Origin of the sequence: Stenotrophomonas sp. 169 (assembly GCF_014621775.1) — a bacterium.
In the GTDB taxonomy this organism is placed as follows: domain Bacteria; phylum Pseudomonadota; class Gammaproteobacteria; order Xanthomonadales; family Xanthomonadaceae; genus Stenotrophomonas.
Genome location: NZ_CP061204.1, coordinates 1,094,498 through 1,115,337 on the forward strand (window position 1 = coordinate 1,094,498; position 20,840 = coordinate 1,115,337).

The following is a 20,840-nucleotide window of genomic DNA, read 5'->3' on the forward strand; positions in this document are numbered from 1 at the left end:
CGAGCCGTGCTCGGCGGGTTCTGTCCGGGAGTGGGGTGTCTGACGCAGGCCGCGCTTTGCGCTCGCCGACCATGGGTCGGCGCTACCGGGTGATCGGCAATCCGGTAGCGCCGAGCCGTGCTCGGCGGGTTCTGTCTGGGATTGTGGTGCCTGACACAGGCCGCGCTTTGCGCTCGCCGACCGTGGGTCGGCGCTACCGGGTGATCGGCAATCCGGTAGCGCCGAGCCGTGCTCGGCGGGTTCTGTCTGGGATTGTGGTGCCTGACACAGGCCGCGCTTTGCGCTCGCCGACCGTGGGTCGGCGCTACCGGGTGATCGGCAATCCGGTAGCGCCGAGCCGTGCTCGGCGGATTCTGTACGGCATTGTGGTGCCTGACGCAGGCCGCGCGTTGCGTTCGCCGACCAGGGGTCGGCGCTACCGACAGGTCGAGGCGGTGATCCGCTGGGGCAGTGCAGGGCAACGTGGCCGACTCAGGTAAGATGTAAGGGCTGCAGGGGGAGCCGGCAGCGGACCAACAATGCAGGGCCATGTGGGGCGGGATGCGCCGGGTGGTCTGGAGTGAGGAGCCGCATGAACGCAGTTGCCACCGCTAACCTCGTCGGTATCACCGGCATCGCGCGCCGTCTGGTGCAGGACGGTGCGTTGGATGAAGCCGGCGCCCGCGATGCGATGGCCAAGGCGACCGCTGCGCGGTTGCCGCTGCCGCAATGGTTCGCCCAGAACAAGGTCGTCACCGCCTCGCAGCTCGCCGCGGCCAACGCGCTCGAGTTCGGCATGCCGCTGTTCGATGTCAGCGTGTTCGACGCCAATCAGAGCGCGATCAGCCTGGTCAGCGAGGAACTGCTGCGCAAGCATCACGTGTTGCCGCTGTTCAAGCGGGGCGGCAAGCTGTACGTGGGCACCAGCAACCCCACCCATTCGCTGGACGAGATCAAGTTCCACACCAACCTGGTGGTGGAGTCGATCCTGGTCGATGACGACCAGATCCGCCGGGCGCTGGAGCAGTGGCAGACCAGCCACGATTCGATGACCTCGTCCATGGGCGACGACGACGAGGGCATGGCGAACCTCGAGATCGGCACCGACGACGACATGGCGGCCAGCGACTCGGGCATCGACGCCAAGGGTGATGACACCCCGGTAGTGAAGTTCGTCAACAAGGTGCTGGTGGATGCAATCCGCAAGGGCGCGTCGGATATCCATTTCGAGCCCTACGAAGATGACTATCGCGTGCGCCTGCGCATCGATGGCCTGCTGAAGATGGTGGCGCGTGCGCCGGTCAAGTTGAACCAGCGCATCGCGGCGCGCCTGAAAGTCATGGCGCAGCTGGATATCGCCGAAAAGCGCGTGCCGCAGGATGGGCGCATCAAGCTCAACCTGAGCAAGACCAAGCAGATCGACTTCCGCGTCAGCACCCTGCCCACGCTGTTCGGTGAAAAGGTGGTGCTGCGTATCCTGGACGGCAGTGCGGCCAAGCTGGGCATCGACAAGCTGGGCTATGAGGCCGATCAGCAGAAACTGTTCCTGGACGCCATCCACAAGCCGTACGGCATGGTGCTGGTGACGGGACCGACCGGCTCGGGCAAGACCGTGTCGCTGTACACCGCGCTGGGCATCCTGAATGATGAAACGCGCAATATCTCCACGGCCGAAGATCCGGTGGAAATCCGCCTGCCCGGCGTGAACCAGGTGCAGCAGAACAACAAGCGCGGCATGACGTTTGCCGCCGCGCTGCGTTCGTTCCTGCGCCAGGATCCGGACATCATCATGGTCGGCGAAATCCGCGACCTGGAAACGGCCGAGATTGCGATCAAGGCGGCGCAGACCGGTCACATGGTGCTGTCCACGCTGCATACCAATGACGCGCCGCAGACCATCGCACGCCTGATGAACATGGGCATCGCGCCGTACAACATCACCAGTTCGGTCACGCTGGTGATCGCCCAGCGCCTGGCGCGTCGCCTGTGCAACAACTGCAAGCGCCGCACCGACCTGCCGGCGCATGCCTTGCTGGCCGAGGGCTTTACCCAGGCCCAGCTGGATGCGGGCATCGAACTGTATGAAGCGGTCGGCTGTGATGAGTGCACGGAAGGCTACAAGGGCCGTACCGGCCTGTATCAGGTGATGCCGATGACCGATGAGATCTCGACGATCATCCTGGCTGGCGGCAACGCGCTGCAGATTGCCGATGCCGCCCAGGCGATCGGCGTGAATGACCTGCGCCAGTCCGCGTTGATCAAGGCTGGCAAGGGCGTGACCAGCCTGGCTGAGATCAACCGCGTGACCAAGGACTGAGGGTGCTGACGGCCGCTGGCCGTCATTCCTGGTGATGACGGCCAGCGGCCGTCATCACCGGTCTCTGGCCTGAATCGCCTCGGCCATCACGACCGTGAATGATTTCAACTGCAACTGTCATCGGGATCGTGTCTAATACGTCTCCCCACCGCGACACCCCACGCTCATGTCCCTCCAATCCCATGGCCCCGCGCCGTGCGACGACGCTGACGGCCACCTCGTCACTGCCGGTCCGCTGACCCCGCCGCCGGACGTTGCCGGCACTGCGCTGGATGCCAAATCATTGCGTCATTCGTATGCCGAGGACGTGCAGGGCATGGTGCTGGCCACGTTGGTGGCGTCGTTGGGTCTGGCCATCTTTGCCAAGGGCGGGCTGATGATCGGTGGCATGGCCGGGCTCGCCTTCCTGATCCACTACGCCGCCGGCTGGAACTTCGGGCTGGTGTTCGTGCTGGTCAATCTGCCGTTCTACTGGGTGGGCGTGCGCCGCATGGGCTGGGAGTTCACCCTGAAGACCTTCGCGGCCGTCACCGCCTGCGGCATCCTGACCGACCTGCTACCGCGCTGGGCCGATTTCGCGCACATCGCGCCGTTGTATTCGGCAGTGGTGGGCGGTGCGCTGGCTGGGCTGGGCATCCTGTTTTTCATCCGTCACCGGGCCAGCCTGGGCGGCATCGGCATCCTGGCGGTCTACCTGCAGCGTACCCGCGGCTGGAGCGCTGGCAAGGTGCAGATGAGCTTCGATGCCATGCTGATGCTGGTGTCGTTCTCTGTGCTGGCGCCGATCCAGGTCATGTATTCGGCGATCGGCGCGGTAGTGCTCAGCTTGGTGCTGATGTTCAACCATCGCCCCGGTAGGTACATGGGCGTCTGATCGGCCGCTGCGCTCGCCGAGCATGGCTCGGCGCTACCGGGCGCAGGCGTTACCGCCGGGGCCGGTACATGGGCGTCTGATCGGCCGTTGCGCTCGCCGAGCATGGCTCGGCGCTACCGGGCGCAGGCGTTACCGGGACGCCCACGCGGGTTTCAATTCGAGTATCCGCGCCTGCACCGGGCAGTCATCGGCGTGGGCGCCTTTCAGGTAGCCCAGGCTCATCAGGAACTCGCCGGTGATCTCGCCGCCGGTGAAGCGGAACGTCTTCTTGAACAGCTTCACCCACTCGGCTTTGTCCAGCGGGTGATGCGCATCCAGCCACCCGACGAAGCTGCCGTGGCGCTCACGCAGCCCTTGGATCACCTGCGCATTGTGGATCGCCGCGGCCACCTTCAAGCGGTTGCGGATGATGCCCGCGTCACCGAGCAGGCGGTCGATGTCCGGCTGTTCGTAGGCCGCCACCACATCCACATCGAACCCGTCATAGGCGCGGCGGAATCCTTCGCGCTTCTTCAGGATGGTTTCCCAGCTCAGCCCAGCCTGGTTGATTTCCAGCACCAGCCGCTCGAACAGTTCGCGTTCTTCGCGCTGCGGAAAGCCATATTCGTGGTCATGGTAATGGCCATGTACGGGATGGCCGGGGGCGATGAGGCAATAGCCGCTCATGGCGTCTGCTCCGGTTCTTCGGAAAGATTATCGATGCTGACCGGCGTCCGGCCATCGACCGCCAGACCGGGCCAGCGCGGCGCCTGTGGAACCAGCTTGCCCTCGCGAACGGCGGCATGCAGCTGTGCACTGCCATCGCGGGTATCACCGGAACCAAATGCATAACTGCCTGCGGTCCACCAGCCCTGGCGGCCCAGTGCGTGCAACTGGCAATACGCGCCCAGCTGATGCGGCAAGGCACACAGCAGCACGTCCTGTCGGCCGTCGTTGTCGAAGTCAGCGCTTACGATCACGCAGGGTTTTTCGCCGTCCAAGCAGTCAGCGGCTTCCAGCTTTCGTGCCAGCAGCGCCTGCCACCAGCTGTCCGGCGGGGATGCTGATCCGCTGGCAAGCGGCAGGCGCTTGCGCAGCACGGTGACATCCCGAATGCCCGCGTCGATGGCCGGCTCGCCTGTGCCCCACTGCCCGGTGCGGGCCAGCACCTGGGTGACCACGCTGCTCGCACGTGCGTCGGCAACAAATGCAGGCTCCTGCTGCAGGTCACGCAGGGCCTGCACGCCGCGGCGGCCGACCTCGAAGCGCAGCATCATCGCATCGGCGATGCTGATGCCATCGGGGTTGGCCAGCAGACGCGCGCGCTGGCTGGCGACGGTGATGCGGGCCGGGTCCAGCAGGGGCGAGCTCGACAGCAGGGCTGCGCCGAGCACCACCCAGCACATGACCCGGTTGACCGGCTCCAGCCCCTGCAGCCAGCGCCCGCGCCGATGCACCGCCGCCCAGCCGTAACCCAGCGCGTAACCGATCACCACCACAGCGATCAACACGGCCCAGAAGCGGTCCAGCGTCCAGCCGTACTGGGTGATGCGCAGGCACGTGGCATACAGCGCCAGCGCGGCGAGCACCGGCAGCGCGAGCAGGCTGGCTTCCACCAGACGCCGCAGCCATGCAGGGTAGGGCGGTGTGTCGCTGTCATGCTGGTAGACGGCGTTGACGAAGGTCACCAGCAGCAGTGTCAGGGTGATCAGCAGGAAGGCGGCCGAGCGGGTGTTCCACAACGCGTCCAGGCCGGTGAAGGGCAGGCTGACGGTGAAGATCACCGTTATGAAAGACAAGAGTGGCAGCAACCCGCGGCATACGGCGAACAGCACCTGACGGGTGATCTGGATCGCGCGCTGCTGGGTGCGGCCAATCAGTACGCCGAAGCCGGCCAGCGTGCCGGTGGCCAAGGCGATGAAGGCGTCCTGGCCGAACAGCTCCTTGAAGAAGGTGATGTTCAACAGACCGAACAGCGCTGCCCACAACCACAGCAGCAACCAGGTGAGCAGGGTGAACAACGCGGCCAAGGCCAGCGTCAGACCGTTCTGCCACGCGCGTTCGAACAGCGCGTCATAGCTGGCGCGCCAGTGCCCGTGCTGCAACCGATACTGCCACCACGGCAGGCTGATGAACGTGGCAATGGCCATCGCCAGCGAGAACGGCAGGCGCAAGGGTTCGCTGCGCAGCCCGGTCTCGCCCTGCAGGTTCCAGCCGATCCAGCTGGACAGCCCCAGCACCACCACCGACGCCACTGCGGCGTGCAGCCACAGTCGGCGGTCACGCAGGTCCACGGCGGTCAGCGCGATGGCGGTGGGCACGGTCAGCACCCACGCATACCAGCGGTAGCGCGAGCCGATATCCTGCAGCGGCCAACTGCCGGCCAGTTCCTGCGCCACGTACAGCATCAGCCCCTGCAACAGCGCAATGAGCACGATGGCACTGCGGGTGGACGGGGGCAGTGGGGGGCTGGTGGGCATCGCGGTCTCACAAGCTGCGGCGTGGCCGCCATCCTACCGTCTCACGCACCCACACACGGCCCAGCAGGTAGAATGTGGCCCATGCCTGAGATCTCCACATCCCTCGCCCATCATCTGCTCGTCGCGCTGCCCTCGCTGGCAGAGGCGCCCTTTGCCCGTAGCGTCGCGCTGATCTGCCAGCACGATGAAAACGGCACCATGGGCGTGCTGGTGAACCAGCCCACCGACTACACCATTGGTGAGGTGCTGGCCCAGATGGACATCACCACCGACGACGAGGCGCTGCGCGTGCGCGTGGTGCTCAACGGCGGCCCGGTACACCCCGAACGCGGCTTCGTCATCCATGACGACGCACGTGCGTGGGAGTCCAGCCTGCCCGTGGGCGATGGCCTGTTCCTGACCACCTCGCGCGACATCCTGGAAGCGATGGCACGCGGCGATGGCCCGGCCAATGCTTTGGTCACCCTCGGCTGTGCGGGGTGGGGCGAAGGGCAGCTGGAAGGCGAACTGGCGGACAACAGCTGGCTCACCGTGCCGGCCGACGCCGACCTGCTGTTCCGCACCCCGCTGGACGAGCGCTGGCAGGGCGCGGCCTCGCGCATCGGCGTGGACATGTTCCGGATGACCGATTACAGCGGCCATGTCTGAGCCGGCCGCCATCCCCCGCGATGGCACGGTGCTGGGCTTTGACGTCGGCTCGCGCCGCATCGGCGTAGCCATCGGCAGTGCGTTCGCTGCGCATGCGCGCGCGGTGGCCGTGGTGGATGTACACGGCAGCGGACCGGACTGGGCGGCGGTGGAACGATTGATCAAAGAATGGTCGCCCAACGGCCTGGTGGTGGGTGATCCGCTCACTCTGGACGGCAAGGACCAACCCAACCGCAAGCGTGCGCAGGGCTTCGCCCGCCAGTTGCGGGAACGTTTCAAACTGCCGGTGGTGATGATCGACGAGCGCTCCAGTTCGGTCGAAGCCGCGCGCCGCTTTGCGGTTGAGCGCAGCGAAGGGCGCAAGCGTCGCCGTGATGCCGCCGCGCTGGACGCGGTGGCCGCTGCCGTGATCATCGACCGTTGGTTGTCCAGCCCGGATGACGCCATTCCTGTTTCCTGACCTGCCGACCCTGCCCATGACTGCCTCGCAATTCGATTCTTCCGGACGCCTGCGTCACCTGCTCACCCTTGAAGGCCTGCCGCGCGACACCCTGTTGCAGCTGCTGGATCGCGCGGGGCAGATCCGCGACGCCGCCGTTGGCCGGGTCGGCAACAAACGCGCAGTGCTGGCCGGGTCTGCGGTCTGCACGCTGTTCTTCGAGCCGTCCACGCGCACCCGCAGCTCATTCCAGCTGGCCGCGCAGCGGCTCGGCGCCGATGTCCTGAACTTCGATGCGTCCACTTCGTCCACCCGCAAGGGCGAGACCGCCACCGACACGCTGCGCAACCTGGAAGCGATGGGCGTGCGCGGCTTCGTCGTGCGTCACCCCGATGATGGGGCAGTGGCCGAACTGGCTGCCTCGGCGGGCGAAGGCACCGCGCTGATCAATGCCGGCGACGGCCGCAGCTCGCACCCCACCCAAGGGCTGCTGGACATGCTGACCCTGCGCATGGCCAAGGGCAGTGATTTCGCGAAGATGAAGGTAGTGATCGTGGGCGACGTGAAGCACTCGCGCGTGGCCCGCACCGACCTGCATGCGCTGCGCACGCTGGGCGTGGGCGAGATCCGGGTATGCGGTCCGCAGTCGCTGCTGCCGGACGATGACACCCTGCACGGCTGCGTGGTCGGCGACGACTTCGATGCCATGCTGGAAGGCGTGGACGCGCTGATGATGTTGCGCCTGCAGCGCGAGCGCATGGAAGAAGGCCTGGTGCCGTCACTGGAGCAGTACCACGCGCAGTACGGTCTGCATGCCGCCCGCCTGGCCCGCGCCGGAAAGGATGCCGCCGTGCTGCATCCCGGCCCGATCAACCGCGGCGTGGAGGTTACCGACGAGGTGGCCGACGGCCCGCAGTCGTGGGTGTTGCGCCAAGTCGCCAACGGCGTCGCCGTGCGCATGGCGGTGCTGGAAACACTGCTGGGTTGACCCTGCGGGGCAACGGCTCAATCCGTTGCCCCGTGTTACCCCGATTGTTTCCCCTGTTCGCGGATCTGTTCATCGGGCGTGGCCTGGCCCTGCAGGTCGAGCCACCTCGTCAGTGCCTGCTGGGTCCGCTCGTTCCATCCGTCGAGATGCAACTGCAGCGTACCGTTTGAGAATATGAAGAACTGCGGTGTATCCCACACCTGCACGAACGGCCAGTCCCGTTCGTGGCGGGCGATAAGGAGAGCCTGATCCTGATGCGACGCGTTCCAGTCCGTTATCAACGGTAATTGCAGGTCGCCGTCCACTGGCGTCAGCCACCTCACCATAGATGGGCGCCGCTCTGGCGCGATCGTGCGCATCCAGGCTGCCGCCTCGCGTGAGAAACCGCAGGCAGGATGCCCCAGGATCAACACGCCGCTATATGCGTGCATGTCCAGGGGGAGCTCCAGCAGCCGCGACCCATCTGCAGAGACCGCGTACGCGTTATGTCGCTGTGGGGCGGACATCCGCTCCACCTTCGGCACGGTGGTCAGTTGAACCTCGGGGAAGCGCTTGGACCAGTATGAAGCGCCGTCGAAATCACGCTGGGCCAGCAGCATGCGATGGACGTAGCTGATCTCGCGATGATCTGCTGCCTGCCGGCCGTGCAGTATCGAGGCCAGCGCGGCAGCTTCTTTGGCCAAGCCCTCATCCGGCGCGTGATGTGCGACCGTCGCCAGCCCGTACAGCCGTGCTTTCAGGAGTTCGGTGGAGGACTGGGAATCAGCGGGCGTGGCACCGAAGTGGTGAAGGAACGCACGTCGTATCTGATCGGCACGGTCTTCTGAATCGCGCGACGAGATAACCTTTACATCACGTTTAAAGGCGACAAGGAGCGTCTCAGTGGGCGCAGCGCTAGCCAGTGCAGATAGGATGAGCCCTGCAAGGAGCAGGGTCAGCCTCGCGGATGGCGCCCGCCAACAAACAGTGTCGAGTTTCATGTCAGACCCCTGCGGCTTCTTCTTTCAACCTATCTGGCGAAGCGGTCGTGGGCTATCAAAAACCGCGCGTGTAGCGAATGCCGGCCGCTGGTCGTCAGGACGTCACGGTGCCCGAAGAGGGATCGGCGACCTGCGTTCAATTTTTCGCTGCTCATGGCCCATCGTGCGGGTTGCCAGGGCGGGGCGCAGTCGGTGCAGGGTTGAGCGTGGGGTGGGGGAGGGCTGACGGCCAGCGGCCGTCCTTACCGGGATTCAGCGCTTCTGCGCGAACAGCCAGGTCCACATGGCCGCATCGGCGTACGTGGCATCCCACGCGTTGTGGTTGCCGTCCGGGTATTCGGTGTAACGGGCATCGCGTGCGCCGACTGCCTTGAATGCAGCGTGCAGCTTGCGGTCGTCGCTTGGCGGCACGACGTCGTCCTCGGCGCCATGGAACATCCAGATCGGCACGTTCTTCAACCGCGCCGCAAGCGCCGTGTAGGGGTCTGCTTCGTGGGCGACCGCCTCGACGAACAGGCTCTCCCGCTCTTCGCGCGGGGCCAGCACCGCGCCGCATACCGGCACGATGGCGGCGAACCGCGTCGGCTCGGCCAGTGCGATGTTCCAGCTTCCGTAGCCGCCCATCGACATGCCGGTCAGGTACTGACGGGCGGGATCTGCAGCGAACTCGGCAACGCTGGCGTCCAGCGCGGCCAAGGCGATGCGGTTGTTGCGGCCACTCCATTCCTCGCGGTTGGGCACCTGCGGCAGCACGACCAAGGCCGGGAACGTCTTCGCATGTTCACGCAGATACGGCCCGATGCCTGCCTTGGTCTGCTTCCTGCCATCGCGGCCGCGCTCGCCGGACCCGTGCAGGAACAGCACTACCGGCAGGGGGCCGGCCGCGCGGATGGCGTCGGAGGGAACGAACACCTGGTAGCGCGACGCCTGACCGTCAACGGTGATCGTGCGCGATTCAAAATGCCCGGCGGTGGGGTCCGGCGCCGTGGCGCAACCGGCGAGGGTCATCATGAAGACGGCAAGTGCGGAGCAACGCAGCAGCAGACGGCGCATGGGAGTCCAGGAGGCAGTGATGTAATCGCTTCCATCGTAGTCCTGTTCTGCCGCCGCGGCATCGTGCGCTGCATCAGTCGGGGCGGGGGAAACTCGCGATGATGTCCAGCTGCTCGCGGGCTTCTTCGTTGCCTGCCGCCGCAGCGGCCTGTACCTGTTCGATATCCGGATGGACCACGATCAGCAACGGGTTTTCGCAGACAGGGCAGTCATATTCGGTCACGTCCTCGGCCAGCTCCATCACCATCGTGCGCGAGCTGCCCTTCCATTCGCATGAGGCGCAGGTGTGCTGCTGGTCGCGCCAGCCGGTCTGGAAGTAATTGTTTACGGTAGTGGCCATATCGGTATCGGTCAGTGCAGCAGAATGAGGGTGGCCAGGCCCAGGAAACTGAAGAAGCCCATGACGTCGGTCACCGCGGTGACCACCACGGTACCGGCCACGGCCGGGTCCACGTTCATGCGCTTGAGCATCAGCGGCAACAGCACGCCGGCCAGTGCAGCGGCACAGAAGTTGATCATCAGGGCCAGGGTGATGACGATCGACAGCAGCCAGCTGTGGAACCAGACGAAGGCGATCAAGCCGACCAGCAGGCCGATCAGGGTGCCGTTGATCATGGCGACCCGCAGTTCTTTCCACAGCAGGATCTTCGCATTGCTTGGGCCGACCTGGCCGAGCGCGATGCCGCGCACCATCAGGGTCAGCACCTGCACCGCCGCATTGCCGCCGACGCCGGCGACGATGGGCATCAGCACGGCCAGCGCGACCACTTTCTGCAGTGTCAGTTCGAACTGGCCGATCACACTGGCGGCGAGGAAGGCAGTGCACAGGTTGATGCCCAGCCAGACCACGCGACCGCGCACGGCGCGCTTGATCGGCGAGAACAGATCTTCTTCTTCGTCCAGGCCGGCGGCGCCGAGCGCCTGGTGTTCGGCCTGCGAGCGGATGATATCGACCACGTCATCGATGGTGATGCGGCCGAGCAGGATGTTGTTGTCGTCCACTACGGGGGCCGATACCCAGTCATGATCGGAGAACTGCCGGGCGACTTCATCCGCGCTTTCGCCGACGTCGATTGCGGGCTGCTCGTCGTCGATCAGCCGGTTGATCGGCGTGTTGTCCTCGTGGGTGACCAATGCCGCAAGCGACAGGCGTCCCAGGTACTGATGGCGACGGCTGACCACGAACAGGTGATCGGTGTGATCGGGCAGCTCACCGCGCAGGCGCAGATAACGCAGCACGACATCGACGTTGACGTCCGCGCGCACGGTGACCACGTCGGGATTCATCAAGCGGCCGGCGCTGTCCTCTGGATACGACAGCACCTGTTCGAGGCGTTCGCGGTTCTCGCGGTCCATCGACTTGAGCACTTCGTCGATGACGGTGTCCGGCAGGTCTTCGACCAGGTCGGCAAGGTCATCGATGTCCAGGTCTTCGACCGCAGCGATGATCTCGTCCGGGTCCATGTCGGCGAGCAGGCTCTCGCGCACTTCGTCGCCGACGTGGACCAGCACCTCGCCGTCGTCTTCCGGATCGACCAGCCCCCACACGATCTCGCGCTTACCGGGCGGCAACGATTCGAGCAGGTTGCCGATCTCGGCCGGCGCCAGCGTGTTGACCAGGCGGCGCACCGGGCCGAGCCGACCACTGTCCAGTGCATCGGAAAGCAGGCGCAGTTGGCGCGCGGTCTTGTCGTGGCGTATGGCCTCGGCCATCGGAACTCCCGCAGGAAAGAGAAAGGCTGCGATCCCGGGGAGGATGCCGCATCAGGGGTGGTCAGGGCGTCATTATGGTCCTGCTATGTGAAAAGCAGAAGCCAGGAAAGAGTGACGGCCAGCGGCCGTCGCCACCGGTCAGCAGGCTTCCAGCCAGCGTTCGATGCTGCGGCGGTCGCGGGCGGCGAGCAGCTTCGGCGCACGCTCGCGTAGTTCGCCGAGGTTGCTTTCGCGGATCGCGCGGCGCACTTCCAGCAGCGTGCCGGGATGCAGGCTGAATTCCGTAAGTCCCAAGGCCAGCAGCAACGGGGCCAACCGCGCGTCGCCGGCGATCTCACCACAGACCGCCACCGGGATGCGGTAACGCTGACCGGTCTCGATCACCAGCTTCAGCAAGCGCAGTACCGCAGGGTGCAGCGGCGAATACAGCTCACCCAGGGCTTCGTTGTTGCGGTCGGCGGCGAGCAGGTACTGCACCAGATCATTGGTGCCGATCGACAGGAAATCGACCAGGTCGATGAAACTCTCCAGCGCGAACGCGGCGGCGGGCACTTCAATCATCGCGCCCAGCGGCACCCGTTCGCTGATTGCATGGCCTTCGGCGCGAAGCTGCACGGTCAGCTTGGCCATGCGACGGCGCACGGCCAGCAGCTCCTCGCGCGTGCTCACCATCGGCACCAGCACGCGCACTTTGCCGTAGGCGCTGGCACGCAGGATCGCGCGCAGTTGGGTGTCTGCCACCAGCGGACGGGCCAGCGACAACCGCACGCCACGCAGGCCCAGTGCGGGATTTTCCTCGTTGCTCAGGGTCAGGCCGGTGCGGTCGGCTTTGTCGGCACCGAGATCCAGTGTGCGGATGGTGACCAGTCGGCCGGCCATGCCCAGCGCCGCATCACGGTAGGTGCGGAACTGTTCTTCTTCGTCCGGCAGTTCGTTGCGCTGCAGGAACAGGAATTCGGTGCGGTACAGGCCAAGCCCCTGCGCGCCCAGCGCATGCGCCTGGGTCACGTCTTCCAGCGATTCGGCGTTGGCCAGCAACGCGATGTCCACGTGGTCGAGCGTGCGGCTGGGCTTGCTGCGCAGGCGGCCCAGGTCGCGCTGTTCGCGTGCGTGTTCTTTCAAACGCACGCGGTAGTCGCGCAGGTCTTCGGCGCGCGGGTTGACGGTGATGGTGCCATCGCTGGCGTCCACGATCAGCACGTCGCCGTCGCTGACCTTGTTGAGCAGGCCCGGCACGTTGACGATCAGCGGCAGGTGCAGGCTGCGTGCCAGGATCGCGCTGTGCGACAGCGCGCTGCCGGCCACGGTGACGATCGCCACCACGCCCTGCGACTGCAACTGCGCCATCTCCGACGGGGCGATGTTGTCGCAGACCAGGATCTCGCCGGCAAGGCCCTTTACCGCGGGGGGCAGCACCGGCTGCAGGAAGGCGTGGATGCGGCCGATCACATGATCCAGATCGTCCATGCGGCTCTTCAGGTAGGCATCGTCCATGCCATCGAAGACCTTGGCCAACCGGTCGCGTTGCAGGCGCAGCGCATACCCGGCGCTGTAGGGCCCACTGCGGATCAGTTCGTCCAGCCCGAACAACAGCTCGGGATCGTCCAGCAACAGTGCGTGCAGGTCGAGAAACTCGCCGGCTTCCTGGTTCAACGCCCCCTGCAGCCGCTGCCGCAGGTCGTGCATCTCCGCACGTGCGGCGTCCAGTGCGGCGTGCAGGCGCTTGAGCTCCTTCTCCACCTGCTGGGGGGCGATGCGCTTTTCGGCAACGTCCAGCGAGTGCGCCAGACGCACCCGCGCCCGCCCCAGGGCGGTACCACGGGACGCGCCATGGCCGGACAGCCGTTGCACCGGCGGCAGGCCGGTGGGGGACAATCCAGCGCGGGCGCGCGGCATGCTCAGCTGTCCTCGTCGAAGCGACGCTCGAACAGCGAGACCACCGCATCCATCGCGGCCTGCTCGTCTTCACCATTGATGCGGATGGTCACCGGTGTGCCTTGGGCGGCGGCCAGCAGCATCACACCCATGATGCTCTTGGCATTGATCTCGCGGCCCTTGGCGGCCATGGTCACGTTGCAGCGGAAAGGCGCCAGCTCCTGCACCAGCTTCGCAGTGGCGCGGGCATGCAGGCCCAGGCGGTTGGTTACGGTGAGTTCTTTCTCAAGCATCGTCGACTATCGCTCCATTGCGCGCGCCCGCCGCCGCAGTGGCGGGCAATTGATCCAGGTCCTGTTCCGGATAGTTCATCACTCGTAACAACATCGGCAGGCTCAAGGCCGCTACCCGCCGCGCCGGCGTTCCCAGTCGGGCCAGTTTCGCGGCCAGGTTGCTGGGACTCGCGCCGTACAGGTCGGTCAGGATCAGCACCCCATCGCCGCCATCCACACGGCGCATGGCAGCCGATGCGTGGGGCAGCAAGGTGTCCAGATCTGCATCGAACGGCACGTCGAACGCTTCAGTCTTCAACGGCAGATGCCGCAGCAGCCGGGTCGCCACATCAAGCAGGGCAGATCCGACGCCAGGGTGGGTTACGAGGAGAATGCCACAGGTCATGCCTGAACGTTAACAGGTCGGCATGAAGCTGCGATAGCAGTCGTAGAGCCCTTCAGTGTTCCGTATTCATAAAAAAGGGGACGGAGGGGATTAAGTCGTTATTGGCTACTGCACGCCGATAACGACTTAATCCCCTCCGTCCCCTTTTTTCAGTCGAGTTCGCGGTGGTAAGTGGCAACGTCCTGCCAGCCCTGTTCGCGGGCATGGCGGGCGAGGCGTTCGGCGAGGAACACCGAGCGGTGCTTGCCGCCGGTGCAGCCGAAGGCCACGGTGACGTAGCTGCGGGTGTCGTTGCCCAGCTTGGGCAGCCAGGTGTCGAGGAAATCGGTCAGCTGGCCGACGTAGCGTTGGACTTCGGGCTGCGCCTCCAGGTAATCGCGCACGCCGCCTTCGCGGCCGCTCAGCGGGCGCAACTCGGGGTCCCAGTGCGGGTTGGGCAGCACGCGCGCATCGAACACGAAGTCGGCCTCGGCCGGCACGCCGCGCTTGTAGGCGAACGACTCGAACAGCAGCGACAACGGCGTGGCATGGCCGAGGGCGTACTCGGTCACGATGCGCCGGCGCAGCTGGTGCACGTTGAGCGCGGTCGTGTCGATGATGGCGTCGGCGGCGTCGCGGAGCGGAGACGTCAGCTCGCGTTCGCGCTCGATGGCCTCCGGCAGCGACAGGCCCAGCTGGCTCAGAGGGTGCCTACGGCGGGTGTCGGCGTAGCGTTTCAGCAGCGCTTCGTCGTTGGCTTCGAAGAACAGCAACTGTGCGCGCACGCCGGCTTCTTCGGCCTGGCTGCGCCACTGCGCGAGCTGGCTGAGGTCGCTCTGGCCGCGCACATCGATGCCTACCGCCAGGCGCCGCGGCGCGGTGCCCTTCACTGCCAGCACGCTGCGCACGAATCCGGGCAGCAGGTCGATGGGCAGGTTGTCGGAGCAGTAGTAATCCTGGTCTTCGAAGGTTTTCAGGGCCACGGACTTTCCAGAACCGGACAGGCCACTGACGATGATCAGGGTCGGGGCGGGCGGGGCAGGGCGGTTCATGGCGGGCTCACTGGTGGCGGGCGGGGTGGTGGCGGCTGGCGGGGTGGCGGTGATCCGTGGGTTGACGGCCAGCGGCCGTCACTACCGGGTTCAGGGGCTGCGGCGTTCGAGCAGGTTGCTGTGGCGGGCGATGAACATCGCGGCGGGGTCGATGCCCTTGGTGCGCAGGATGTGCAGGCGCGTGGCGGCCTCGGTCAGCACCGACAGATTGCGTCCGGGCATCACGGGCAGGGTGATCAGCGGCACATCCAGGTCCAGCACGTGGCGGGTCCCGGAATCACCGGTCAGGCGTTCGTATCCGTAAGCGCTGGGTTCGGTCATCGGCTTTGTCAGGTGGACGATCAGCCGAAGGTACTTGTTCTTCTTTACCGCCGTGTCACCAAACATCTCGCGCACGTTCAACACGCCCAGGCCGCGCACTTCCAGCAGGTCCTGCAGCAGCTCCGGGCAGGTGCCGTCCAGCACATCCGGGGCGATCTGGGTGAATTCGGGGGCATCGTCGGCGACCAGGCGGTGACCACGGCTCAGCAGTTCAAGCGCCAGCTCGCTCTTGCCGGACCCGGCTTCACCGGTGATCAGCACGCCGATGGAATAGATCTCCATGAAAACGCCATGCAGGATCACCCGCGGTGCCAACGTACGGGCCAAGTGGTACGACAGGTGGTTCAGCAGCTCGTGCCCGCGCTTGGGCGAAAGCCATAGCGGCGTATTGGATTCATCGGCTGCAGCACGCAGGTCTTCCGGGCAGGGTTGGTTGCGGGTGATCACCAGTGCCAGCGGGTGCGACTGCATGATCTTTTCGATGGTCTCCCACCGCAGCCGGGAATCGAGCGAGTCCAGCCAGGTCAGTTCTTCGGTGCCGAGGATCTGCACTTTGTTGGGGTAGATCGCATTGAGGTAGCCGGCCAGCGATGGGCGGCGGGAAACCGTGTTGCCGGCCTCTAGCTCGCGCTTGTCGCCTTTCTGTCCGGCGACCCAACGCAAGGCCAGCCTGTCGCGTTGCTGGTCGAACAGTTCGCGTGCGGTGATGCTCGTATTCATGCGGCGCTCGCCGGTGGCGGGAAGTCGATGATGGCGCGCAGTGCGTCTGCGTCCTTGGCGTCGCGCAGCGCGTCGCGGATGCTGGATTCGGAAAACAGTTCGGCCAGCTCGGACAGCAGCATCAGGTGCTGGTGGGTGTAATGAGACGGCACCGCGATCGCGAACACCAGGTCCACCGGCTCTTCCGCACCGAAATCCACGGGCGTCAGCAGCTTCAGCAGCGCGCCGCGGGGGCGTTCCAGGGCGGGTGCGCGGCCATGTGGAATGGCGATACCGTGGCCGATGGCCGTACTGCCCAGCGCCTCGCGCTCGCGCAGGTTGCGGTGGATCTGTTCGGTGTTGGCCTGTCGGCAGGCCAGCAGGTGCGCTGCAGCCAGCAGGACGCCGTCGCGGTCGGTGGCCGCGCAGACCTGGGTCTGCACGGCTGCCATCAGATCAGTCAGGGGCATGAGCGGGATGAAGTGAAGGCATCAGCCGTCATTGTCGCCCAACGGCAGGGGGACGTGCGCTTGTTTCTTCTGCTGCTTCTTTTCCTTCTCCGACGTCAGCAGTCGGTCGACCTTGTCGGCCAGGATGTCGATGGCCGCATACATGGTCTGGCCATGGGCTTCAGCGTGCAGCGTCTGCCCCGGAATGTTCACGGTCGCATCCACGTGGTGTTCGTTCTTCTGCAGCTTCAACGTGACCCGAGTTTCGCAGTGCTCGCCGACGAAGTGGTTGCCTGGCCGCTTGAACTTGGTCTCTACATATTCCTTCAGGGCCGGGGTGACTTCGACGTCTTTGCCAAACGTTTCAATGCGCATCGGGTATCTCCTTTTGGATTTGCCAATGAACCTTTCCGCCGGGCGCGGTATGCGTCAAGCGATTCTGACTCTTTCGTGCGAGGCGGAAATGTTCATGGCTTCACGATACTTCGCCACGGTCCTGCGCGCTACCGGGATACCCGAGGTTTTCAGCAGGTCAGCCAGCTTGGCGTCAGAAAGCGGCTTGCGCGGGTTCTCATCGTCGATCAGTTTCCGGATCATCGACTGGATGGCCGTACTGGACGCCTCCCCGCCGCCGTCGGTATCGATGCCGGAGGCGAAGAAGGCACGCAGCGGCAAGGTGCCGCGTGGCGTGCGCACGTGCTTGCGGGCGATGGCGCGCGAGATGGTGGATTCGTGCAGGCCGAGCTCTCCGGCGATTTCGCGCAGGGTGAGCGGGCGCAGTGCCTGTGCGCCGAACTCCAGGAACCCGGCCTGGTGCTGCAGCAGGCTGCCGACTACCCGCAGCAGGGTCTCGCCGCGCGCCTCCAGCCCCTTTAAAAGCCAGCGTGCCTCTTGCAGGTGGGCTTTCAGGTACCCGGCATCTGCTTCGCCACAGCGGCGGATCAGGCTCTCGTAGCCCCGGTGGATGACCACCTTGGGCCCGGCGTGACCGGCCAGCGCGGCCCGCCATACGCCGGCCTGTCGCCAGATGACGACATCCGGCACGACATAGGTGTCCTGTGCCACAGCGGCGATCTGCGTGCCTGGGCGCGGATCCAGCGAACGCAGCAGCGTCACCGCCGCGTCCACGTCGGCCACGGGTTGTTTCAGCTCCTGTGCGATACCGGCTACGCCGCTGCGCGGCAGGCGCTCCAGCGGGCCGCCGGCGATGCGCCGGGCCAGCGCAAGCGCCGGTGTGTCCAAGGGCAGTACATCCAGCTGCAACTGCAGGCATTCGCCCAGTGTGCGCGCCCCCACGCCGACCGGATCAAAGCGTTGGATCTGATGCAGGACGGTCAGGATTTCGTCGTCGCCCGCATGGATGTCGGGCAGCAGCGTTTCGGCGATGCCGGAAAATGCTTCCCGCAGGTAGCCGTCGTCTTCGATCGCATCGATCAGTGCGGCACCGATGTTGCGGTCGCGGCTGGACAGCGGCGAAAGATGCAGTTGCCACAGCAGGTGATCGGCGAGGGTTTCGGTATCGGCAACCCGCTCGGCGGCGCTGCCCAGGTCATCTTCATCGAACGAGCCGCTGCTGCTGCCCGAGCCGCTCCAGTCCACTTCTGCGGGCGTCCAGTCATCATCGCCACCGGCATCCGCGGACGGCGCCCCGCTGTCTGCCGGTGCGTCCTGACCGGCAGGTGCTTCACTGCTGCCTACTTCGCTGCCGGGCGTCCGCTCCGGGCTGTCGTCCCAGTCCAGCAGCGGATTGGTTTCCACTGCTTCGGCGATTTCGACATCCAGCTCGGTCGTCGACATCTGCAGCAGCCGGATGGCCTGGCGCAGCTGCGGCGTCATGACCAGATGCTGCCCCAGCGATGTCTGCAACCGCGTTTTCATGCCACCGCCCAACGGAAAGAGGAGGGTCCGGCGGCCACCTTCAGAGCTTGAAGGAGTCTCCCAGATAGACGCGGCGGACATCCGCGTTGTCCAGCAGATCCGCAGGCGCACCTTGGGCGAGCACCGTACCTTCAGCGAGGATATACGCGCGGTCGCAGATTCCCAAGGTTTCGCGGACATTGTGATCGGTGATGAGTACGCCGATGCCGCGCTGCTTCAGGTGGGTCACGATGCGCTGGATTTCGCCGACCGAAATCGGATCGACACCGGCGAAGGGCTCGTCGAGCAGGATCAGGCGGGGCCGTGCGGCCAGTGCGCGGGCGATTTCGCAACGACGTCGCTCACCGCCGGACAGGCTGGCACCCAACTGTTCGGCGACGTGGCCGAGCTGCAGTTCGTCCAGCAGGCTGGCCAGTTCGCGTTCGCGGCCGGCACGGTCCAGGTCATCGCGCAGCTCCAGCACCAGGCGGATGTTGTCGGCCACGGTGAGCTTGCGGAACACCGACGGTTCCTGCGGCAGGTAGCCCACGCCCTGCTTGGCGCGGGTGTACATGGGGTCGCTGGTGATGTCTTTGCCATCCAGCACGATGCTGCCGGCATCGGCGGCCACCAGGCCGACGATCATGTAGAAGCAGGTGGTCTTGCCGGCGCCGTTGGGACCGAGCAGGCCCACCACTTCGCCCGCTTCCAGGGTAAGCCCGAAGTCCTTGACGACTTCGCGCTGCTTGTAGCTTTTGCGCAGGCCTTTGGCAACGAGCATTACTTGCTGCTCCCTGCGGCCGGTGCCTTGTTCTTCGGCTGGATGACCGTGCGCACGCGGGTGCCGTCGCCACCGCTGTTCATTTCACCGCTGCGCGTGTTGTAGACCATGCGCTGGCCCGCATTGGTGCCGCGCGCGCTGGTGACCTTGTAGTTGCCGGTCAGGGTGATGATTTCACCGGTGATGTCGTAGTCGATGCGGTCGGCGGTGGCGTCCATCCAGCTGCCGTCGTCCATCTGCTGGCGCATCTTGGCTTGCTTGCCGGTGAAGATCGCACGCACCGGTTCGCTATCCTTGATCTGGATCTCCGCACTGGCCGAGCGCAGGTCCAGCGAGCCCTGGGTGATGATCACCCCGCCGGACAGCGTTGTCTTGCCGTCACCGGTGAGCGTGCCGGACTGGGCGCCGGCGTCGATGTTCATCGGCTCGTTGCGGTCGGTGGATTTCGCATGGGCGGCCACCGGGAACAACAAGCTGAGCGCGCAAAGAACTGCAAAGTGGATTTTCATCGTGTCCGTTCTGCCGGATGGGGTGCCCGGGCCAGCCGGGCAGGAAAAGAGGGATCAGCGCTGGGGCGTGTAGCGGCCCTTGGACTGGCTGAGGAAATGATACGTGTTGTTCTTGGAATCCAGCTCGAAGCCGACGCCGCTCTGTTCCATGCCCGGCCGGGTCATGGTCACCAGCGCATCGGTGGCGGCGCGGTTGTCTTTCGGGAAGACGTTGAGGTGCGTGGTGCGGAACGTGGTCGGCGGGGTCGCCCCCTCGCTGGGACTGTCGCCACTCACATCGCCGCGCAGGCGCATCTCTTCGCCCTTGGCGCTGACCCAGCCGGTCTGGCTGCGCAGCGTCCAGTGGTTGCCATCGCTGGCCGGCATTTCGAACACCGGGGTGGCGATTGTCATGGTCTGGTCGGCGCGCAGGCGCTCAAGCCGCGGCGCGCGCAGCGTGGTCGATTCCTTGCCCTCGTCGTCCAGCACCACGATCTGGAAATCGTGCAGGACGTAGTCCACGGTGCCGTCGTCCACGGTGACCTGCGGGCCCTTGTCCCGGTTGCGCAACAGCGACCAGCCGCTGAGCACGGCCACCACCAGCAGTACGCCGCCGATCACGGTGCGCCAGTTCATGCGCCGAACCCTGCAAGCACGGCGTCGACACGGCCCTGAGCGGCGAGCAGCACATCGCACAGTTCGCGTGCGGCACCGCGGCCACCCTCGGCGTGGGTCTGCCAGTGCACGCGCTCGGCGATCCACGGGTGCGCATTGGCCGGCGCGACCGCCAGGCCGACGTGGCACAGCGGGGCCAGGTCGGGCAGGTCATCGCCCATGAAGGCCACCTGGTCCAGCCCGATGCCGTGCTGTTCGCACAGCGCCTGCACGCTGGCCAGCTTGTCGCCGACCGCGATCTGCGTGTCGATGCCCAGGTCTGCCCCACGCTTCAACGCCGACTGGCTGTTGCGCGCGGTGATCAGCACCGGATGGATGCCGTGCTTCTGCAATAGTTTCAGTCCCAGCCCGTCCTGCACGAAATATGCCTTGCTCTCATTCCCTTCACGGTCGTAGTAAAGCTGACCATCGGTGAGCGTGCCGTCCACGTCAAAGCAGGCCAGCCGGATACGCCCGGCAACGGCATGCAGGTGGGCGGGGAAAGCGGGCAGGGGGGACCAGGGCATCGTCAGGGGGGTATCCGGATTCGTCGTGCG

General features: G+C 65.7%; 23 protein-coding genes. 5 read left to right on the plus strand and 18 right to left on the minus strand.

Annotated features, from left to right (window positions below; genetic code table 11):
- The first annotated feature begins 571 nt into the window (after positions 1-571).
- Together pilB and ICJ04_RS04575 are read left to right on the plus strand one after the other, a co-directional pair.
- Positions 572-2,296 (plus strand): type IV-A pilus assembly ATPase PilB, encoded by a 1,725-nt coding sequence (pilB, locus tag ICJ04_RS04570; RefSeq protein WP_188326367.1) that lies wholly within the window; start codon positions 572-574, stop codon positions 2,294-2,296.
- 166 nt (positions 2,297-2,462) lie between these two features.
- Positions 2,463-3,170 carry a YitT family protein gene (locus ICJ04_RS04575; protein WP_188326368.1) on the plus strand — a complete coding sequence of 236 codons (708 nt, stop codon included), beginning with the start codon at positions 2,463-2,465 and terminating at the stop codon, positions 3,168-3,170.
- A gap of 129 nt (positions 3,171-3,299) precedes the next feature.
- On the opposite strand, the gene ICJ04_RS04580 is transcribed toward ICJ04_RS04575, so the two are convergent.
- Both ICJ04_RS04580 and ICJ04_RS04585 read right to left on the minus strand, forming a co-directional pair.
- A complete protein-coding gene (locus ICJ04_RS04580; RefSeq protein WP_188326369.1) occupies positions 3,300-3,836 on the minus strand; it encodes a DNA-3-methyladenine glycosylase I in 537 nt (178 codons plus the stop codon).
- A complete protein-coding gene (locus ICJ04_RS04585; RefSeq protein WP_188326370.1) occupies positions 3,833-5,629 on the minus strand; it encodes a DUF4153 domain-containing protein in 1,797 nt (598 codons plus the stop codon). The genes ICJ04_RS04580 and ICJ04_RS04585 overlap by 4 nt, the downstream gene beginning before the upstream one ends.
- An 81-nt stretch (positions 5,630-5,710) precedes the next feature.
- Here ICJ04_RS04585 and ICJ04_RS04590 point away from each other — a divergent pair, with 81 nt between their 5' ends.
- From ICJ04_RS04590 to ICJ04_RS04600, 3 genes are read left to right on the plus strand one after another with little or no spacing between them, the layout of a single operon-like run.
- Entirely contained in the window at positions 5,711-6,277 is a 567-nt protein-coding gene (locus ICJ04_RS04590) for a YqgE/AlgH family protein (protein ID WP_188326371.1), read from the plus strand.
- Positions 6,270-6,737: a Holliday junction resolvase RuvX gene (gene ruvX, locus ICJ04_RS04595; protein ID WP_188326372.1), complete on the plus strand. Its 468-nt coding sequence runs from the start codon at positions 6,270-6,272 to the stop codon at positions 6,735-6,737. Before ICJ04_RS04590 ends, ruvX begins: the two co-directional genes overlap by 8 nt.
- 16 nt (positions 6,738-6,753) lie before the next feature.
- The gene (locus ICJ04_RS04600; protein ID WP_188326373.1) at positions 6,754-7,704 is read left to right on the plus strand and encodes an aspartate carbamoyltransferase catalytic subunit; all 951 of its coding nucleotides are present in this window, start codon (positions 6,754-6,756) and stop codon (positions 7,702-7,704) included.
- Between the two features lie 35 nt (positions 7,705-7,739).
- Here the strand turns inward: ICJ04_RS04600 and ICJ04_RS04605 are convergent, their stop codons facing one another.
- The 16 genes from ICJ04_RS04605 to ICJ04_RS04680 form a co-directional block, all read right to left on the minus strand.
- Positions 7,740-8,684 (minus strand): hypothetical protein, encoded by a 945-nt coding sequence (locus tag ICJ04_RS04605; protein WP_188326374.1) that lies wholly within the window; start codon positions 8,682-8,684, stop codon positions 7,740-7,742.
- A 252-nt stretch (positions 8,685-8,936) separates the two neighbouring features.
- Complete coding sequence (locus ICJ04_RS04610; protein ID WP_188326375.1) at positions 8,937-9,737, minus strand: prolyl oligopeptidase family serine peptidase; 801 nt, start codon at positions 9,735-9,737, stop codon at positions 8,937-8,939.
- Between the two features lie 73 nt (positions 9,738-9,810).
- Complete coding sequence (locus ICJ04_RS04615) at positions 9,811-10,077, minus strand: hypothetical protein (RefSeq protein WP_188326376.1); 267 nt, start codon at positions 10,075-10,077, stop codon at positions 9,811-9,813.
- Positions 10,078-10,088: 11 nt separating this feature from the next.
- Complete coding sequence (gene mgtE / locus ICJ04_RS04620; protein ID WP_188326377.1) at positions 10,089-11,450, minus strand: magnesium transporter; 1,362 nt, start codon at positions 11,448-11,450, stop codon at positions 10,089-10,091.
- 138 nt (positions 11,451-11,588) lie between these two features.
- Positions 11,589-13,346 carry a phosphoenolpyruvate--protein phosphotransferase gene (ptsP, locus tag ICJ04_RS04625; RefSeq protein ID WP_188326378.1) on the minus strand — a complete coding sequence of 586 codons (1,758 nt, stop codon included), beginning with the start codon at positions 13,344-13,346 and terminating at the stop codon, positions 11,589-11,591.
- 2 nt (positions 13,347-13,348) lie between these two features.
- The gene (locus ICJ04_RS04630) at positions 13,349-13,618 is read right to left on the minus strand and encodes an HPr family phosphocarrier protein (RefSeq protein WP_188326379.1); all 270 of its coding nucleotides are present in this window, start codon (positions 13,616-13,618) and stop codon (positions 13,349-13,351) included.
- Positions 13,611-14,003, minus strand: coding sequence for a PTS fructose IIA subunit family protein (locus ICJ04_RS04635; protein ID WP_188326380.1), 393 nt, complete (start codon positions 14,001-14,003; stop codon positions 13,611-13,613). Before ICJ04_RS04635 ends, ICJ04_RS04630 begins: the two co-directional genes overlap by 8 nt.
- Before the next feature lie 149 nt (positions 14,004-14,152).
- Entirely contained in the window at positions 14,153-15,034 is an 882-nt protein-coding gene (rapZ, locus tag ICJ04_RS04640; RefSeq protein ID WP_188326381.1) for an RNase adapter RapZ, read from the minus strand.
- A 90-nt stretch (positions 15,035-15,124) separates the two neighbouring features.
- The gene (gene hprK, locus ICJ04_RS04645) at positions 15,125-16,075 is read right to left on the minus strand and encodes an HPr(Ser) kinase/phosphatase (RefSeq protein WP_188326382.1); all 951 of its coding nucleotides are present in this window, start codon (positions 16,073-16,075) and stop codon (positions 15,125-15,127) included.
- Positions 16,072-16,524 (minus strand): PTS sugar transporter subunit IIA, encoded by a 453-nt coding sequence (locus ICJ04_RS04650; RefSeq protein WP_188326383.1) that lies wholly within the window; start codon positions 16,522-16,524, stop codon positions 16,072-16,074. Before ICJ04_RS04650 ends, hprK begins: the two co-directional genes overlap by 4 nt.
- Positions 16,525-16,545: 21 nt before the next feature.
- Positions 16,546-16,878: a ribosome-associated translation inhibitor RaiA gene (gene raiA, locus ICJ04_RS04655; RefSeq protein WP_188326384.1), complete on the minus strand. Its 333-nt coding sequence runs from the start codon at positions 16,876-16,878 to the stop codon at positions 16,546-16,548.
- A gap of 54 nt (positions 16,879-16,932) precedes the next feature.
- Positions 16,933-18,381: an RNA polymerase factor sigma-54 gene (locus tag ICJ04_RS04660; protein ID WP_188326385.1), complete on the minus strand. Its 1,449-nt coding sequence runs from the start codon at positions 18,379-18,381 to the stop codon at positions 16,933-16,935.
- 40 nt (positions 18,382-18,421) lie between these two features.
- Entirely contained in the window at positions 18,422-19,141 is a 720-nt protein-coding gene (gene lptB / locus ICJ04_RS04665) for an LPS export ABC transporter ATP-binding protein (RefSeq protein WP_188326386.1), read from the minus strand.
- On the minus strand, positions 19,141-19,650 hold the full coding sequence (gene lptA / locus ICJ04_RS04670; protein ID WP_188326387.1) for a lipopolysaccharide transport periplasmic protein LptA: 510 nt from the start codon (positions 19,648-19,650) through the stop codon (positions 19,141-19,143). Before lptA ends, lptB begins: the two co-directional genes overlap by 1 nt.
- A 54-nt stretch (positions 19,651-19,704) precedes the next feature.
- Entirely contained in the window at positions 19,705-20,265 is a 561-nt protein-coding gene (gene lptC, locus ICJ04_RS04675) for an LPS export ABC transporter periplasmic protein LptC (RefSeq protein ID WP_188326388.1), read from the minus strand.
- Entirely contained in the window at positions 20,262-20,810 is a 549-nt protein-coding gene (locus ICJ04_RS04680) for an HAD hydrolase family protein (RefSeq protein WP_188326389.1), read from the minus strand. Before ICJ04_RS04680 ends, lptC begins: the two co-directional genes overlap by 4 nt.
- Between the last annotated feature and the right edge of the window lie 30 nt (positions 20,811-20,840).